Annotated in this window: 11 protein-coding genes; 5 read left to right on the top strand and 6 right to left on the bottom strand. The window is 75.2% G+C overall.

The annotated features are described in order from the left end of the window. Positions 1 to 53: 53 nt before the first annotated feature. Complete coding sequence (locus IH54_RS0128315) at positions 54 to 1,061, bottom strand: helix-turn-helix transcriptional regulator (protein WP_031522176.1); 1,008 nt, start codon at positions 1,059 to 1,061, stop codon at positions 54 to 56. Positions 1,062 to 1,204: 143 nt separating this feature from the next. Between IH54_RS0128315 and IH54_RS0128320 the strand changes: the two genes are divergently transcribed. After that, the gene (locus tag IH54_RS0128320) at positions 1,205 to 4,054 is read left to right on the top strand and encodes a M4 family metallopeptidase (RefSeq protein WP_043182529.1); all 2,850 of its coding nucleotides are present in this window, start codon (positions 1,205 to 1,207) and stop codon (positions 4,052 to 4,054) included. A gap of 56 nt (positions 4,055 to 4,110) precedes the next feature. Here IH54_RS0128320 and IH54_RS0128325 read toward each other — a convergent pair whose 3' ends face one another. Next, the gene (locus IH54_RS0128325) at positions 4,111 to 5,322 is read right to left on the bottom strand and encodes a cation:proton antiporter (protein ID WP_031522181.1); all 1,212 of its coding nucleotides are present in this window, start codon (positions 5,320 to 5,322) and stop codon (positions 4,111 to 4,113) included. Positions 5,323 to 5,592: 270 nt separating this feature from the next. Between IH54_RS0128325 and IH54_RS0128330 the strand changes: the two genes are divergently transcribed. Both IH54_RS0128330 and IH54_RS0128335 read left to right on the top strand, forming a co-directional pair. Next, positions 5,593 to 6,720: a PP2C family protein-serine/threonine phosphatase gene (locus IH54_RS0128330; RefSeq protein WP_078862595.1), complete on the top strand. Its 1,128-nt coding sequence runs from the start codon at positions 5,593 to 5,595 to the stop codon at positions 6,718 to 6,720. A 231-nt stretch (positions 6,721 to 6,951) separates the two neighbouring features. Beyond that, the gene (locus IH54_RS0128335; RefSeq protein ID WP_031522186.1) at positions 6,952 to 7,818 is read left to right on the top strand and encodes a hypothetical protein; all 867 of its coding nucleotides are present in this window, start codon (positions 6,952 to 6,954) and stop codon (positions 7,816 to 7,818) included. 186 nt (positions 7,819 to 8,004) lie between these two features. On the opposite strand, the gene IH54_RS0128340 is transcribed toward IH54_RS0128335, so the two are convergent. The 4 genes from IH54_RS0128340 to IH54_RS0128355 all read right to left on the bottom strand — a co-directional run bounded on the left by IH54_RS0128340 (position 8,005) and on the right by IH54_RS0128355 (position 13,882). After that, entirely contained in the window at positions 8,005 to 9,222 is a 1,218-nt protein-coding gene (locus IH54_RS0128340) for a S53 family peptidase (RefSeq protein ID WP_031522188.1), read from the bottom strand. Then, positions 9,219 to 11,435: a hypothetical protein gene (locus IH54_RS45745; protein WP_031522191.1), complete on the bottom strand. Its 2,217-nt coding sequence runs from the start codon at positions 11,433 to 11,435 to the stop codon at positions 9,219 to 9,221. Before IH54_RS45745 ends, IH54_RS0128340 begins: the two co-directional genes overlap by 4 nt. A 286-nt stretch (positions 11,436 to 11,721) precedes the next feature. After that, a complete protein-coding gene (locus tag IH54_RS0128350) occupies positions 11,722 to 13,089 on the bottom strand; it encodes a chitinase (protein WP_234343965.1) in 1,368 nt (455 codons plus the stop codon). Positions 13,090 to 13,486: 397 nt separating this feature from the next. After that, the gene (locus IH54_RS0128355) at positions 13,487 to 13,882 is read right to left on the bottom strand and encodes an ArsR/SmtB family transcription factor (protein ID WP_031522195.1); all 396 of its coding nucleotides are present in this window, start codon (positions 13,880 to 13,882) and stop codon (positions 13,487 to 13,489) included. Between the two features lie 110 nt (positions 13,883 to 13,992). Here IH54_RS0128355 and IH54_RS0128360 point away from each other — a divergent pair, with 110 nt between their 5' ends. Both IH54_RS0128360 and IH54_RS0128365 read left to right on the top strand, forming a co-directional pair. Continuing rightward, positions 13,993 to 15,246 (top strand): MFS transporter, encoded by a 1,254-nt coding sequence (locus tag IH54_RS0128360; RefSeq protein WP_031522197.1) that lies wholly within the window; start codon positions 13,993 to 13,995, stop codon positions 15,244 to 15,246. A gap of 93 nt (positions 15,247 to 15,339) precedes the next feature. Continuing rightward, positions 15,340 to 17,100, top strand: a complete 1,761-nt coding sequence (locus tag IH54_RS0128365; protein WP_052397964.1) for an ABC transporter transmembrane domain-containing protein — start codon at positions 15,340 to 15,342, stop codon at positions 17,098 to 17,100. The last annotated feature ends 50 nt before the right edge of the window (positions 17,101 to 17,150 follow it).

Genomic DNA, 17,150 nt, shown 5'->3' on the forward strand with positions numbered 1-17,150 from the left:
GGGTGAGCCGGCCCCTCGGCGTCTCAGGCCGTGAGCCGGGCCTCTCCCACGTCTCAGGCGGTGAGCCAGCCCCGCAGCGTCGCCTGGACGCCGGCCTGGAAGCGGGTCTCGACGTTCAGCATCTGCATCAGCCGGGTGATACGGCGGCGGACGGTGTGCACGTGCACGCCGAGCCGCCGCGCTATCGCCTCGTCCTTGAGCCCGGCCGCGAGCAGCGTCAGCAGCTCGCGGTCCTCCGCCGCGGCCTCGCCGTGCGCCGCCGCCCCGATCGGCAGCGCGCGCTCCCACACCGCCTCGAAGAGCGGCGTCAGCGTGTGGCCCAGCAGCGAGTCGCTGACCACCAGCGCCCGTGCCGTCGGATCGGCGGCCTCGGTCGGCGGCAGCAGCGTGATCCGCCGGTCGACCGTGATGAGCTTCGTCGGAAGGTCGGCGCCCACCCTGATCTGCACGCCCTGAGCGGCCAGTTCGGCGAGCCCCTCGGCCCGGCCGGGGTAGCGCAGCCCCTCGCGGTCGACGACCACCCGCACCTGCACGCCGCGCCGGACCGGGCCCGCCACGTCCAGCGGGGCGGGCATCCCGTCGGGCGCGCTCCCGGCGTACGGCGGGCGGTCCAGGAGGGCCACCTCGACCTGCGCGGAGGCCAGCAGCCCCGCCGCGCGCTGCGCGATGGCCTCCCGGCCGCCGATCGCCTCGATACCCGCGGCGCGCACGTGGTGGGCGTCGCCCAGCAGTTGCTCGCTCGCCCGGTCCACCGAACCGGTCAGCTCCTCCAGCGCCGCCGAGCGCACGAGCAGTTCGGCCTGGTGGTGGTGGATCAGGCCGCGCAGCGCGGTGGCCGGAGCGGCCGCCCGGGGCAGCGCGCCCCTCCCCGCGGAGGGGACGGTGAAGCCGCGCTCGGCCAGCCATGCGAGGGCCGCGGTGACGCGCCGCGCGGGCAGGTCCAGGTCCCGCGCCAGGGCGGCGCGTGAGGCCGCGGGCCCGCCCAGCAGCGCCGCGTAGACCCTGAGTTCGTCCTCGCCGAGGCCGAGCGCCCGCCACTGCGCCTGCACTTCCTCCCGCATCACACCTGCGATCTTGCTGCGCGCACCCAGGACACACAAGTGTCCATGGCCACAAGTACGCACCCGGGAAGCGTTGTTCGCGGCCCCTGTCCGGCATTTCGATGTCCGCGTCCGTTCATGTATCGCGCTCCGAAGGGAAGACCATGGGGATCCCCGCACGCAGCAGAACGACAGCGGACGCGAGGGCCGGCACACCCCGCCGCCGCGGCGCCCGCGTCACGGCCCAGGGACTCGCCGCCGCCCTGCTCGCCACCGCGGGACTGGTCGCGGTCACCGGACCGGCCGCGCACGCCGACGCCGCGGCGCAGCCGGCGCCCGCCGCAAGGACGCGCACCCCGTCCCTGGTCACCGGGCTGGACGAGGCCGCGACGGCGAGCGGCAGCGCGGCCGACGCCGCTCTCGGGCACCTGGCGGCGAAGAAGAGCCGCTACCACATCGACGACCCGAAGCGGGATCTCGCCGCTGTCTCCAGTGAGCGCAGCGGCAAGGACGAGACGGTCCGCCTCCAGCAGAAGTACCGCGGCGTGCCGGTTCTCGGCGGCCAGTACGTCGTACGGATGCGCGAGGCGAGCGGCAAGCGCACCGTCACCGGCACCTCGGGCAGCTTCTACACCCAGCTCGACCTGCCCTCCACGACCCCCGACGTCTCCTCCGCCGTCGCCGTCAGCCGCGCGGTCGGGGCGGTCTCGACGCAGCTGGGACAGGGCCCGCTCACCCGCCCCGCGGGCACCGCGCCGTCCACCGGCACCCTCGGGGGCACCGACGAGGGCCTGACCGTCCTGCCACAGGGCAAGGGCGTGCTCACCCGGCACATCACCGTGTCCGGCACGGACCCGCGCACCGGGCAGCCGGTGAAGCAGGAGGTCTACGTCGAGGGCCACTCGGGCTACCCCGTCCTCCAGTACAGCGGCATCCAGTCCTTCGCCCCGGCGGGCACGGCGACGGCGGCGCCGACCGCCGCGAGCGGCACCGCGGCCCCGGAAGCTCCTGCGGCCGGCCAGCAGCTCGTCGTCAAGGGCAGCGGCGTGCGCTACAACGGCGAGACGACCGAGCTCAACCTCTACCAGGGCGCCGACGGCGCCTACCAGATGATCGACTACGGCCCGCGCGACGCAGGCGTGAGCAGCACCCTGCTCGCCACCTACGACGCCCGCGGCCGCGAGGCCTCGACGGCGTCGGGTGCCTGGCCCAGCGGCATCAAGACCTTCAGCTCGTCCACCACCGACCTCGGCCCTGAGTACACCGACTCCGGCGCGGTCGACGCCCACTGGGGCGCCGCACAGGTCTACGACTACTACCGGAGGCACTTCGGGCGGGACGGCCTGGACGGCAAGGGCGGTTTCGTCTACTCCCTCGTCGGCGTCGTCGCCGACGGCCGGCCGTACAACAACGCCTTCTGGGACGGCAGCAAGATGGTCTACGGCCAGGGCGGCGGCGACTACCGCACCTTCTCGGCCGACACCGACGTCGTGGGCCACGAGATGACCCACGGCGTCATCCAGAACACCGCGAACCTCGTCTACGCCGGGCAGTCCGGCGCGATGAACGAGGCGCTCGCCGACTACTTCGGGAACGCCATCGACGACGAGGCCAACCACATCCCCATGTCCGACCCGGACGCCTCGCTGCTCGGCGAGAACCTGTGCGTCAACGCCTCCCCGCGCGACTGCGCGCTGCGCAACCTCGACGACGGCGCGACCACGTCCAAGGACTTCGTCGGCGTCACCTACCGCGGTGACGACGGCGGCGTGCACCTGAACTCCACGATCTTCTCCGGCGCCCTGTGGGACATCCGCCAGGACCTCGACCCCGACTTCGCCGACCGGATCGTCTACCGCGCCCTCACGGCGTACATGACCCCGCTGGACGGCTTCACCAAGGGCCGCGCCGCGGTCGTCGCCGCCGCGCAGGAGCTGGGCGCCACCAAGGCCCAGCTGATAACCGTGAAGCAGGCGTTCGCCGCGCACGGCATCGTGCCCAACTGGGAGACCGCGCTCGGCATCGACGCGAGCACCCTGATCAGCAAGGTGAACATCTCCGGTACGGGAGTCGGCGCGGGCGGCGGCAAGTACGCCGTCTCGCTCAGCAACGACGACGGCAGCGAGCCGTACTCGGTGTGGGCGGGCAGCACCAGCGGCACGGGCAGGCCCACCCTGGTCAGCGGCAACAACGGCGACTACAACGTCTACGCCGACACCGACGGCAGGACCGTCGCCTGGGCGGAGTTCGCGCCCGCCTCGATCCTGATCAAGGTGCGCCCGCTGGCAGGCGGCCCGGAGAAGACCGTGTACTCCTCCTACACCGACATCTCCTCGGTCGCGGTCGACGGCGACTACGTGGTCTTCACCGAATCCGACCCGTTCGGCAACCCGCACGTCGGCTACCGCGACATCAGGACCGGCGCGGGCACCTGGGTGGACGGCGGCCGGTACCAACTGTCCACCACGCTGCCCTCGATCAGCGGCGGCCTCGTCGCCTACGCCAAGCTGTGGCCGGAGTCCGACGGCTACAAGCTCGGCGTGGAGACCACCGACCTGGCGACCGGGAAGACCACCCTGATGCCCGTCGACAAGAACGCCACCCTCGCCGTCGGCCAGACCGCGGTCACCGCCGACAGCGTCTACTGGCTCGCCGACACCGACCTGTCCGACGGCGGCCGGGTGTCCCTCGACCGTGCGGACCACGACGGCTCGGCCCCCGCCGTGCTCGTCCCGGAGACCCGCGGCACGGCCCTGTACGGCTACAGCCTGACCGCCTCCGACGACGCGGTCACCGTCCTGTCCGTCCCCCCGGCCACCACCTGGGCCAACGACACCCTGCCGAAGCTCTACCAGATCGCCCCCGACAGCACCGGCGGCCTCCAGCGCGTCTCGTGCGACCGCGGCGACCAGGTCTTCCCCGCCGCAGACACCGGGCAGCGCGTCCTGTGGCTCGACGGCACGACCGGCTGGACCGACCTGGTCGTGCGCGACCGCCCCGCCGGCCAGTGCTGACTTGACACGCCCGCACGCCGCCGGGCTCCCGGGCCGCTGCCCCGGGAGCCCGGCGGTCACCACGCCTCGCTCTCCTCCGCCGCCCGCGGCATCGCCCGCTCGCCGGTCCGGCCGCGCAGCCGCCCGGCGAGCAGCGGCAGCACGAGGACGGAGAGCATCGCCGCGCCGACCAGCGAGGCTGCCGTGCCCGAGCCGATGACCTCCTGGTCCAGCCCGATCGTGGTGATCGCCGCGACCAGCGGCAGGCAGGTGGCCGCGTAGAGCGCGAGGGCGCGCCGGTCCGGCCCGCCCAGGCCGGACGGCGCCAGCAGGTGGACCGGGCCGCCGCGCAGCAGCACGAACAGCAGCAGGAAGCCCGGCACCATCAGCAGCGCGCCACCGCCGTGCAGCAGTGCGTCCAGGTCGAAGTTGACACCCGTGTCGACGTAGAAGAGCGGGACGAGGAAGCCGAAGCCCATGCCCTCGATCCTGCCCAGCACCTCCTCCCGGCTCCGCGGCCCGGCCCCCGACAGCACCAGCCGGGTGAGCACGCCCGCGGCGAAGGCGCCGAGCAGCACGTCGAGCCCGAAGGACGCCGCGAGCGCCAGCATCCCCGCGAGCAGCAGCATCACGAAGCGCACCGCGAACTGGCCGCTGCTGTGCAGCGTCCGGTCGACCAGCCGGGAGAACCACGGCCGCCGCGGCCGCAGCGCCCACAGCACCGCGAGCGCCGTGACCACGCCGAAGACGGCCAGCAGCGCTGCCGACTGCCCCGGCTTGCGGCCGCTCAGCAGCAGGGCGACGGCGACGATCGGCCCGAACTCGCCCACCGCCCCGAAGGCCGACACCGCCGTGCCGAACCGGCTGCCGAGGTCCCCGTCGTCCTTCAGGATCGGCAGCACCGTGCCCAGCGAGGTGCTGACCAGCGCCGTGCCGATGACGAACGCCTCGTACGGCTTCCCGCCGCTGATCCCGAACGCCACCGCGAGGGCCGCCGCCAGCGAGGCCAGCCACGCGGCCCCGGCCCGGCGCAGGAGCGGGCCGCGCACGGCGCCGAAGTCGATCTCGTACCCGGCGAGGAAGATCAGCATCGACAGGCCCAGGTCCGACAGCGTGTCGATGACCTGGTCGCGGTGCGCCCAGCCGAGCACCTGCGGGCCCAGCAGGATGCCCAGCGCGATCTCGAAGACGACCTGCGGGACGCGCACCCGGCGCCGTGCCACGTCGGCCAGCAGCGGTGCGAGGACGGCCGCGGCCATGATCAGGACCAGGGTGCCCGGGTGCGCCACGCCGTCCAGTCCTCCTCGTCTCGCGGGGCGGCCCGACAGGTCCGGCGCCCCCCGCCAGCCTCGGCCGCCGGGCGCCCGGGCACGAGCCGGGTGGCCCGTCCGGAGGAGCCGGGCGGGGTGCCCGGGGCTCCGCCGACATGTGGCCGGGCCGGTACCGCAGCACAATGGAGGCCGAGCAGGAGGACGGCGGACGCGGAAGCGGACCCGCGACGGCTGCCGGGGCGTCCGCTGCCCCGCGACGCGCGAGCGGAATGGGTGCGGCGAGGAGCGATGCGGTTCCCTTGGTCCCGGTCCGGTGAGGACGACGGCACCGGCTCGTCCCGGCAGATGACGGGGCTGGTCGCGGTCCCGATCGTCCTGATCGCCGTGATCACCGTCGCGGACGTGCTCGCGCCGCAGGACATCCATCTCGGACCGCTGCTGGTCGTGGCGCCCGCGCTCACCGCCGCCTTCGGCAGCTCACGGCTCACCGCGCTGGTCGGCTTCCTGGCCACCGCCGCCCTGTTCACGATCTCCGCGGTCCGCAACAGCATCTTCACGTCCAACCACGAGAGCCAGATCGCCGCGCTCGTCGTGATCTCCACGTTCACCGTCTTCTTCTGCCGGCTGCGCGAGCGGCACAGCGCCGAGCTGAGACAGGTGCGCTCGGTCGCGGAGGCCGCCCAGCAGGTGGTCCTCCAGCCGCTGCCGGACCGGATCGGCCCGCTGACGGTCGCGGTCCGCTACGAGGCCGCGGCCGACCAGGCGCGGATCGGCGGCGACCTCTACGCCGCGGTGCGCACCCGGCACGGCACCCGGCTGCTCATCGGGGACGTGCGCGGCAAGGGCCTCGCGGCGGTGGACGACGCGGACCTGCTGCTGGGCGCCTTCCGCAGCGCCGCCCACCGCGAACTGCCGCTCGCGGCGCTGCACCTCGAACTCGAGGCCGTCGTCGCCTGGGGCCTCACCCAGCCCAACCGGCACGGCGAGGACCCGGGGGAGTCCTTCATCACCGCCGCGCTCATCGACATCCCCGACCGCGAACCGCGGATCAGCGTCCTCAACAGCGGCCACCCCGCCCCGCTGCGCCTGCACGGCGGCCGGGTCACCGCGCTCGTGCCCCGCCGCTACTCGCCGCCCATCGGCATCCTCCCGCCCGAGGACGCGGACGCCGCCGCCGACGTCTTCGCCTTCGAGCCCGGCGACACCCTGCTGCTCTACACCGACGGCGTCACCGAGGCCCGCGACCTCGCCGGCACCTTCTACCCGCTCACCGACCGGCTCCCGGACCTCGTCCCCGGCGGGGCGCACCCCGTCGACCTGCTGACCGCCCTGCGCGCCGACCTGCTGCGGCACACCTCGGGCAGCCTCGACGACGACGCGGCCGTGGTCGCCGTCCGGCACGACGGCCTCCCCTGACGGGATCGCGCAACGCTGCCCGTCGATCGGACGGGGGCCGTCCCCGCACGGTGCGGGAGGCCGGCCCGGTGTGCCCGCGGGGCCGGCCGGCCCCCTGACGGCCTGCGGACCCGCTGACCGCAGGGGCGGACGAGACCGTACGGAGACCCGGGCGTTGCCGGAATGCCGGTGTCGACCCGGGAGCATGACGGCATGGGGGATGTCGCGCGGAACACGAGCAGGGGCCAACGCGTGGCGCGCGGTTGCGCGTTCACCGCGATCGGCGCGGTGGGGGTGGTGTTCGCACTGCTGGTGTGCGGTGCGTGGTACATCAACGAGCAGCTGAAACCCGTCCCCCCGCCGGACGTCGCCGCCTTCGCGCACTCCGCGCCCGCCCGGGCCGCCAGGGCCGGCGCGGCGCGGTCCGCCTCCGCCGATACGGCGGCCCTCGCCGCAGCCCTGCCGGGGGCCGAGCCGCTCGGGACCTCGGTGTCGGACGTCTGCCGCAGCCTAGAGAGCGGCGCGATGTTCGGCGGCCGGTCGAGCTGGGGCCCGGTCCAGTGCACGCGCGCCACCGTCGCCTACGTCGCGTTCGACGGCGACATCGCGGCGCGCCTCCGGGCGCTCGACGCGGTCCTGGCCGCGCGCGGCTGGACGGGCAGCACGCTCACCGAGGCCGCCGCCTCGCCGGACCGGACCGCGCTGCCGCCCTCCCCGACCGAGTCCTTCTCCCCACCGCATGCGGCGCCCACCGGCTGGGGCCGGGTCTCCGGGAAGTACGCGCGTCCTCCGCACCGGGCCGCCGGGTACGACACCTCTGCGAGCCTCCAGGTCTCCGTGGCCGGTGCGCCGTACGACCCGGAGACGGCCGCCGGGTACCTCCAGCTCGGCGACGAGCCCCTGCGCCGCACCGAGAGCGGGCTCGTCCACGTCACCTGGCAGCCCCTCTCCACCCACGCGGTGGCCCAGGAGGCCTTCGTCACCCACCACTACGTCGCCGCCTTCTCCGTCGTCGTGCGCTACATCGTGCAGTCCCCGCCCGCGACGCCCACGAAGTCCCCGACGCCGACGACGTACGATCCCGGGCCGTGCCTGAGCGGCAGCCACACATGCTCCTGACACGGACCGCGGACCACGGGATCTGTCGCTGCGGCGGCTGCTCGCGCACGGCGCCGGAGCCGTGGCCGTGCAACGGCGGCACCGACCGGCAGTGGCGCCCCGGGCTGATCGCGCCTGGGCTGATCCCACCGCCCCGCCGCGCGGGGAGGGGCGCCGCACCCGGCTCCCCTCCCCGCGGACCCGCCGTCAGAAGGCGCCGAGGCCGTCCGGGGTGCCGTTGCCCGTGGGGCTGTCGTAGCCCGGCCCCGCCGTGCACTGGTAGTCGCCGCCGCAGTCCGTGCCCTGGACGTTGCTGCCGGTCGTGACGTCCGTCAGGCCCGCCGTCGCCGCGTACAGCGCGGAGGCGTCCGGGAACCGGGCGGGGTGCCCGGCCAGCGCGATGACCGCGGCGACCAGCGGCGCCGACGCGCTCGTGCCGCCCACCACGGACCACCCGGGGTCCGTGCCGCCGGTCCCGTCCGTGGTGTAGACGGCCAGCCCGGTGTCGGGATCGGCGACCATCGAGACGTCGGCGACCGTCCGGCCCGGGCAGTTGGGGTCGTGCTGCCACGCGGGCTTGTCCACCCACGCCGAGCAGCCGCTGCCCGCGCCCTGCCACGCACTCTCCGACCACCCGCGGGCGGTGCCGGGATCGCGGGTCAGCGTGGTGCCGCCGACCGCGAGCACGCTGCTGTACGCCGCCGGGACGCCCGGGATGCCGTAGCCGGCGTCCCCCGAGGAGGCCACGACCGCCACGCCCGGGTGGGTGTAGTGGTCGGCGTACGACGCGTTCGGGCCGCTCTCGGCCGCGGTGTAGCTGTTGGAGATCTCGGTGGCACCGAGCGCGGCCGCCGTGTCGACGGACGCGGCGAGCGTGTCCCCGGCGGCCTGGTCGGCCTCCACCAGCAGCAGGTGGCAGGAGGGGCACAGCGCCGAGGCCGCGTCGAGGTCGAGCGCGGTCTCCGTCGACCAGCCCTGGTCGGGCGGGAGCGGGGCACCGGCCCCGCGCTGGTTCACCTTGCGGAAGCAGCCGTTGGCCGTGGTGCAGGCGGGCAGGCCGAACGTCGTGCGGTAGACGGCGAGATCGGCCTCCGCCTGCGCGGCGTCGCCCGCCTCGACGACGGCGACGGTCTGCCCGGTGCCCCCGGCCGCGGGCAGCCCGTAGGCCGCGCGCAGCTCCGCCGGACCGTAGCCGGGCGGCAGCGCGGCCTGCGCCGCGGTGGCCGCGTGCGGGCCGCGCACCCCCTTCCCGGCGTGCAGGTCGGTGCGCACCTGGGCGAGGCAGCGGGCGAAGCCCGGCTTCGGGGTGCCGCACACGTCGCGGAGGTGCGGGGAGGCGGCGGCCGCCCTGCCCGCGGGGACCACGGCAAGGGCCGCGACCGTGGCGAGTGCGGTCAGGTACGGGCGTACGGCTGCGGGCCTCATCGTGTGCTCCCCGGGGCGATGCCGTAGGCGGCGGTGACGGTCTGGGTGATCGAGCCGCCGGCGCCGTCCGCCGCGGTGACCTCGATCGACGGGGCGGCGGTGCCGGTGTTCCGCCAGTCGGCGTGGTAATTGCCGGCGCTGCCGGTGAGCGCGGCGGGCTGCCAGGTCGCGCCGCCGTCGAAGGAGACCGACACGGTGGCGGACGTGACGGGGGCGTGCGAGCCCCGGCCGTCGTAGGACAGGTGGCCCACGGTGAGGTCCAGGCCCTGGGTGCCGCCTTCCGGCCCGGTGTTGGACGGGTCGGTGTCGAGCCGGTAGGTGAGGGTGAGCGCGGGCATGATGCGGCAGCCGGCCGCCGGGCAGGGCACGTCCGCCGGCAGGTCGAGGCCGGGGTCGGCGCCCCGGCCCGGGTCGTGGAAGGCGAGTTCGGTGCGGGTCCGCACCGACTGGCCGGCGCCCGTGGCGGAGCGGTCGGTGTCCAGGACGGCGCGGTAGTCCGCGGGCCCGTCCCCGGCGGACACCCGGGCGCCGATCACGTCCGGCTCGTCGACGAGCCGGGTGCCGTCCCGGGAGAGCGTGAAGTCCGTGTCCGCGGCGACGCTGCCGACGTGGTCCGGCTCGCTGTCGCCGGTCGGCAGGTAGAGGGTGAACTGCCCGCCGCCGGCGCACGCGGTGCATTCGCGTACCTGCTGGTCGTGGTGGGTGCCCAGGCCGGGGGCGAGCGGCCCGTGGGCCCAGTCGACCGTGCGGGTGGAGCCCGGCGCGAGGGTCAGGGTGTCGGAGTCGAACGTGTCGAGCTGCGCCGTCACGGTGCCGAAGGCCCACCCGCCGCCGTCCGCGGTGCCGACGTATTCGGTGCGGCTGCCCGGCACGGCCTGGCGGCCCTGGTCGACGGGCGGCGGCAGGACGGTCTGGCCGGCCGCCTCCACCGCCCGGGTGAAGCCGTCGACGGGCAGCACGTAGAGGGAGCCGGGGGCCCCGCCCGCCGCCGGGTCCGCGGAGAACCGGTGCTCCACGGTGGCCAGTTCGCCGGGCTCGGCGCGGAAGGCCTGATCCGCGGGCACGTCGTCGGAGCCGAACGCCACGTCGTAGCGGTACGCCCCGCCGTCCGGCGCCGCGCCGCCCCACTGGACGACGTACCGCGAACCGGCCGCGGCCGCGGGCCGCGCGTTGACGTAGACGGGCACGGTCGCCGGACTGCCGACCTGGACGCTGTCGAAGGTGACGTTTCCGGACGGCCCGGTGCGGAACCAGGTGAGCTTGAGGACGTCCGCGGTGGCGGGCTGCGGGGTGGTGACGGTGACGCGCCGGTCGGCGGCGGCCTCCTCGACGGCGACGGTGGTGTCGGGGCCGTCCTCGGCGACCGTGGTGTCCTGCGCCACCTCGCGCCAGGCGGTCTCGGCGCCGTCCGCGGCGCGGTCGACGAACAGCGTGTAGACGGCGTAGTGCCCCGCGGGCACCTGGACGTTGCCCTCGCCGTTCTCGACGGGCACGACCGTGCCGAAGCGGCTCACGTCGTCGGTGTTGAGCACGATGCTGCCCAGCGGCGTGTTCCCCGGCCCGCCGGACAGGCCGCGGGCGCTGATCCGCAGGGTGTGCAGCGGGAAGTGCGGGCGGGCGGCGGTGCCGGTGCCGGTGCCGCCGAGCCGCACCGACTCCAGCGCCGGCGGCAGGCGCCGCTCCCGCACGGCCCGGCCGAACGCGGCGGCCGAGCCCGGGTCCAGGACGCCGGTGGCGGTGCTGCCGGTGACGGAGGTGAGCCGCACCCCGGGCGGGGCGGCGGGCGGGGTGCCCGCGGCGAAGGTCAGGTCCAGGGGTGTTCGGCCGCCGGCGGTGCTCTGCCGGGCGAGGGCGGTGACGTCGAAGAGGGAGAGGTCGAGCCGCCGGCCCACCTCCGGCAGGACGTCGGCCGGAACGGCGTAGGTGTCGCCGCCCCCGCCGCCGAAGGACACCAGCGTGGCGGCGGGGCCGTCCTGCGGCAGCATCCGGTAGCCGCTTACGTGACGACCCGTCGTGCCGACCAGCAGCCGCTGACCGGTGACGAGGGCGACAGTCCTCGACGCGGGTGCCGGCACCGTGGCGGCGGTGCCGGCGGGGCCCGCCTGCGCGGCGCCGCTCGCGGTGCCGCCTGCGGCTCCTGCCGCGGCCAGCGCGAGCGCGACCGCCGCGCGGGCGAGCGCCCGGACCGGGCGGCCCCTTCGTCTCGTGAGCATGTTGCCTCCGTGGGGGGATAGGCGTGGGGGGACAGTTCGCCGTGCGGACACTCGCTGGGCCGCCAACTCGCCGCAACGCCACGGGATTCCACTGTGTCACGAGTGACGCACGGGACACAGGTGGCGTACGTCCTCGATGCTCGGGCCGGTCCCGGACATGCCGGTGCCCCCGCGGGGTTCGCGGGGGCACCGGGTGTCCGCGGGGATCCTCCGCAGCCCCGCGCCCCGGTCCGTGACGGGGCTCGTCACGGACCGGGGCGCGGGGCCGGGCTGCTCCGGCGGGGCGTCAGCGTCCCTGGAGGGACCTGACGTTGTCGCCGAAGGTCCAGCCCTTCGAGCCGTCCCAGTTGATCGACCAGGTCATCAGGCCCTTCAACGAGCCGCCGAAGGCGTTCCACGACTGGCCGACCAGGCCGGGCGACATGTAGCCGCCGCCCGCGCCGGGCTGCGCGGGCAGGCCGGGCACCTGCTTGTCGTACGGCACCTTGATCGTGGTGCCCTGGACGGTCAGGCCGTTGTTGAGGCACGTGGTCTGGGCGGTGAAGCCCGCGACCGTACCGGCCTCGTACGAGTCGCCGGAGCAGCCGTACATGCTGCCGTTGTAGTACTGCATGTTCAGCCACCACAGCCGGCCGTTGTCCACGTACTTCTTCACGATCGGCAGGTACGCGCCCCAGATCGAGCCGTAGGTGACGCTGCCGCCGGTGACGTACGCGGTCTCGGGCGCCATCGTCAGGCCGAAGCCCGCGGGCATCTGGGCCAGCACGCCGTCGATGATGCGCTCCAGGTTGGCCTGCGAGGCGGACAGCGTGCCGATGCTGCCGCTGCCGGACAGGCCGGTCTCGATGTCGATGTCGATGCCGTCGAAGTTGTACTGCTTGAGGATCGGCACGACGGTCGCCACGAAGCGGTCCGCGACCGTGCTCGACGACAGGTCGATGCCCGCGGCGGCGCCGCCGATGGACATCAGGATCGTCGCCCCGGCCGCCTTGGCCTGGCACATCTCGGCGGGCGTGGCGACCTTGACGCCGCTGTCCATGCCGTCCTGCCACTCGACGGTGCCGTCCGAGAGGATGACCGGGAAGGCCGCGTTGATGACGTTGTAGCCGTGCTGGCCGATCCGGCTGTCGGTGACGGGCGTCCAGCCGAGGCCGGGGTGGACGCCGTTCGCGGCGCCGTCCCAGTTCTCCCAGTAGCCCTGGAGGACCTTGCCCGAGGGCCGGGGCTTGGTGGCGCAGGTGCTGCCCGGCGGGGTGGTGGGGGGCGGGGTCGTCGGCGGGGTGGTGGGCGGAGTGGTGGTCGGCGAGGTCGGGGGCGTCGTGGTGGGCGAGGTCGGCGGGGTGGTCGTCGGCGAGGTGGGCGGCGTCGTGCCGGTGCCGCCGGGGCCGGTGAGCGACACGTCGTCCGCAAGGTAGGCGGGCTGGCCGTACCAGCCGTGCACGTACACCGTCACCGAGGTGGTGTTCGCGCCGGTGGTGAAGCTGACGCCGAGCTGCTGGTACGAGGAGGCGCCCGGCGTCCAGGTGGACGGGTCGGTGCCGCCGGTGCCGGTCGCGCCGATGTAGACGTAGCTGCCCTGGACGTACGCGCGTCGGCCACCAGGTTGGCGGCCGCGGCGCCGGCCGCCGCCCCGGAGCCGACGAGCGCGACGCACGCGCCCAGGACGGCCGCGGCACTCACTCCGGCGACGGTGCGGTTCACGGCGGCGTACCGGCGCGCGGTACGGCCGGTGCGCGCCGCGACGGCCGCCTGTGGGCGGGCCGTCCGGCGTGGAACGGGCAACCTCCGACGGAACATGCTGTGCTCCCTTCTCGCCACGTGCCAAGGGCATGAGCAAGTGAGTGGGGGAGGGCTTGACGCCCGGCTCAGGGTGAAGTGGAGACATGCGCGCGTGTGACCGTCGGGATCGTAGGAGCGGCAGCAGGGCGCGTCAATAGGTCTGGACCAAAAGAGGTCTGGACCAAAGTCGGATCGGGCCACGCCCGGGACCTGCGGATCGACTCCGGGTCAGGGCTCGCGCCGGCGCTTTCCGTTCGGCCGGGCGCCCGGTGTCACGCCGTCGGGGGCGGTGTCCAGGCCGCCACGAGGTCGACCAGGCCGGGGAAGCGGGCGTCGAGGTCCTCGACGCGGACGTGGCTGCGGCGTTCGAGGCCGTACTGGCGCTGGCGGGTGACGCCCGCCTCGCGCAGCGCCTTGAAGTGGTGGGTGAGCGACGACTTGGGCCGGTCGAGTCCGAACCAGCCGCAGGAGTGGTCGAAGTCCTCGGACTCCAGGAGGAGTTTGCGGACGATCGTCAGCCGCAGCGGATCGCTGAGCGCGCCGAGCACGGTCTCCAGGCGCAGCTCTTCGACACCCGGCTCCGGCAGCGGTTCGGGCAGGCCGGACGGCTCGGGCAGCACCGTGACGGCGCGTGCGGCCGCCCCGTTCGGGGTCCTGGCCGGGGACATGGGCGACTCCTCGTCGACGCGGAATGCTTGTACGACTTCAATCGTACTGCATGCTAAGTTCGACTCGACTCGTACTGCTGGAGGTCAGCAGCACATCGGGAGGAGCAGTCATGTCCGAAACCCGGAGCAGATCCGTCCAGGCCGTCGGTGCAAGGCCGCGCAGCGGGGCCGCGGGGCTGCCTGCCGCGCCGCTGCGGTGGGTGTGGCTGGCGGCCTGGCCGGTCACGGCGGTGTTCGTGCTCTCGAACGCGGCGACCCCCCTGTACGTGCTGTGGCAGCGCGACATCGGCTTCTCCAAGGGCACCCTGACCGTGGTGTTCGCCTTCTACATCGTCGGCCTCCTCGGCTCGCTCCTGGTCTCCGGCGTGCTCTCCGACCGCCTCGGACGCAAGCCCGTCCTGCTGCCCGCCCTGGCGCTCGCCCTCGCCGCCTGCCTGGTCTTCGCGACCGCCACCAGCGTGGCCGCGCTCGTCGTGGCGCGGCTCTTCACCGGGATCGCGGTCGGCGCCGCCGTCTCGGCCGGGATGGCCGCGGTGACCGACGTCGCCGGCCCGGGGCGCCGCCGCACCGGCGCGCTGCTCGCCTCCTGCGCCATGGTCTTCGGCGCCGGGCTCGGCCCGCTGCTCGCCGGTCTGCTGTCCGAACTGGCGCCCGCGCCGACCGTCACCGTCTTCGCCGTCGAGGCCGTCCTGCTGGCCACGGCGGTGCTCTGCGTCCTGCGGATGCCCGTGCGCCGCCCCGCCGCGCCCGGCCGGGGCGCCTGGGTGCGGGTGCCCGGGGTCCCGCGCGGCAACGGCCGCCGGCTCGCCCTCGGCATCGCGGTGTTCGCGCCCGGCATCACCGCGACGTCCTTCGTCCTGTCGCTCGGCCCCTCGCTGTTGTCCGGGCTGCTCGGCACCACCAACCGGATCGTCGCCGGGGCCACGGCGTTCGCGATGTTCCTGGCCGCCACCGGCGTGCAGTTCGCCGTCCAGCGGCTGCGCCGCCGCACCGTCCTCGCCGCGGGTGCGGTGAGCACCGCGCTGGGCATGGCCGCGCTGGTCGCCGCCGTGCACACCTCGTCGGTGGCCGTCCTCGTCCTGTCCGCGCTGCTGGCGGGCGCGGGCCAGGGCATGGGCCAGCTCGGCGGCCTGTCGCTGCTCAACTCCGGCATCCCCCCGCAGCGCCTCGCCGAGGCCAACGCGGCGCTCAACGTGGGCGGTTACCTGCCGGCCGGCGTCCTGCCGGTCTCCGCCGGCTACCTGAGCGACGCCGTGGGCCTGACCACCGGGGCCACCGTCTTCGGCGCCGTCCTCATGGGCCTCGCCGTCCTGGCCCTGGTGACGGTCCTGTCCACCCGGCGCCAGGTGACGGACCCGGCCTGACGAAGTGCCGCCCGGCGCCGGACGGTTGGCCGCGAGGGCGCCGTGTTACGGTCGCCGCGGATGCGTCACGGCGCGGGGGCGGAGGGGCGGCCGGTGCGGACCGACACGGAGCAGCCGCGGGGCGGCGGGCGCCCGCCGCCCCGCGAGGACGCCGAACCCCCCGCCTCCGCCTGGCGGTTGCTGGCGCGGGCGCTGCGCCGCAACGCGCGCGGCGCCGCGGCGGTGGTCGCCCTGCTCTCGGTCTGGCAGTTCTCCGAGGCGATGGTGTCCGTGGTCGTAGGCATGATCATCGACCACGCCGTGGCGGCGGGCAGTTCCCGCGCCCTCCTGGCGTGGGGCGGGTTGCTGGCACTGGTCTTCGCGTCCCTGATGGTCTGCTACTTCCACGGCGCCGCCGGGGCGTTCCGTACCGACCAGCGCGAACGCCACCGGCTGCGGGTCGAGATCGCCGGGCACGTCCTGCGGCCGGCCGGCGCCCGCAGCGGCGCGCTGCCCGGCGCGACGCTGTCGCTGGCCACCGCCGACGCGGAGAGCGCCGGCACGCTCGCCCAGCCCGTCGGCTACACGCTCGCCTCGGCGGCGGCCGTGCTGGGCAGCGCGGTGATCCTGCTGCGCATCGACCTGGTGACCGGCCTCGTGGTCCTGCTGGGCATGCCGCTCCTGGTGGCCCTCACCCAGTTCGCCACCCCCGCCGTCTCGCGGCGGAGCCGCGACCAGCTCACCGAGGTCGCCCGCACCTCCGCCCTCGCCGCGGACCTGGTACGCGGGCTGCGCGTCCTGAGGGGCCTCGGCGCCGAGGACGAGGCCGTCGCGCGCTACCGGGCGAGCAGCCGGGCCGCCACGGCCGCGGGGATCCGGCTCGCCGGATCGCACGGCGTGCTCGAAGCGCTCTCCACCGGGCTCGGCGGGCTGTTCCTCGCCGCGGTCACCCTGCTTGCGGGCAGCCGCGCACTGGACGGCACCGTCTCGACGGGGGACCTCGTCGCGATCGTCGGCCTCACCCAATTCCTCGCGGTACCGCTGCGGGCGCTGGGCCGCACCGGCGAGCAGGTGGGGTCCGCGTACGCGGCCGCCTCCCGCATCGCCGAATTCCTGGCCACGCCCCCGCTGCTGGCCGCCGGTGACGGGGTCGCGCCCGGCAGCGCCGCGGGGCTCTCGCTCGAGGACGTGACCGCGGGCGCGCTGCGCGGCTTCTCCCTCGCCTCCCGGCCGGGCGAGCTGCTGTGCCTCGTCGTCCCCGACCCCGCCGCCACCGGCACGCTCGTCCGGGTGCTGGCCGGCGAGATCCACGGGGCCGCCCTCGACGGCCAGGTCCTGCTGGACGGCACACCGCTCGCTGCGCTGAGCCTCCACGACCGCAACCGCCGGCTGCTGGTGAACCCCCGTCACGCCCACCTCCTGCACGGCACCCTGCGCGGCAACCTCGACCCCGGGGGCCGCCACGCCGACGCCGCCCTCGCCCGCTTCCTCGACGCCGCGGCCGCGCAGGACGTCGCCGCCCTCGACGGCAAGGGCCTGGACCAGCCGGTGGCCGCCGGCGGGACGACGTACTCCGGCGGTCAGCGGCAGCGCGTCGCCCTCGCCCGGGCGCTCGCCGCCGACCCGCCGGTCCTCGTGCTCGACCATCCGACGACCGCCGTCGACGCGGTCACCGAGCAGCGGATCGGCGCCGGCATCAGAGCGCTGCGCCACGCCCCGGCGAGCGACCGCACCACCTGGATCGTCACCACGAGCCCCGCCCTGCTCGGCGCCGCGGACCGCGTCGTCGTCGTCCGCGACGGCCGCGTCCGCGCCGAGGGCACCCACCGCGAACTGACCGCCGACCGCGACTACCGGGAGTTGGTGCTGCGATGAGGAAGAAGCCGCCGCGGTCCGGGCCCGGGCGCGCGAGGTGCGGTGTGCAC

Source organism: Streptomyces sp. NRRL F-5123, assembly GCF_000721495.1.
GTDB lineage: Bacteria > Actinomycetota > Actinomycetes > Streptomycetales > Streptomycetaceae > Actinacidiphila.

Bases quoted from the DNA above. Each gene is read 5' to 3' on its own strand.
- IH54_RS0128315 (WP_031522176.1), bottom strand. From the start codon at position 1,061: ATGCGGGAGGAAGTGCAGGCGCAGTGGCGGGCGCTCGGCCTCGGCGAG.
- IH54_RS0128320 (WP_043182529.1), top strand. From the start codon at position 1,205: ATGGGGATCCCCGCACGCAGCAGAACGACAGCGGACGCGAGGGCCGGC.
- IH54_RS0128330 (WP_078862595.1), top strand. From the start codon at position 5,593: ATGCGGTTCCCTTGGTCCCGGTCCGGTGAGGACGACGGCACCGGCTCG.
- IH54_RS0128340 (WP_031522188.1), bottom strand. From the start codon at position 9,222: ATGAGGCCCGCAGCCGTACGCCCGTACCTGACCGCACTCGCCACGGTC.
- IH54_RS45745 (WP_031522191.1), bottom strand. From the start codon at position 11,435: ATGCTCACGAGACGAAGGGGCCGCCCGGTCCGGGCGCTCGCCCGCGCG.
- IH54_RS0128355 (WP_031522195.1), bottom strand. From the start codon at position 13,882: ATGTCCCCGGCCAGGACCCCGAACGGGGCGGCCGCACGCGCCGTCACG.
- IH54_RS0128360 (WP_031522197.1), top strand. From the start codon at position 13,993: ATGTCCGAAACCCGGAGCAGATCCGTCCAGGCCGTCGGTGCAAGGCCG.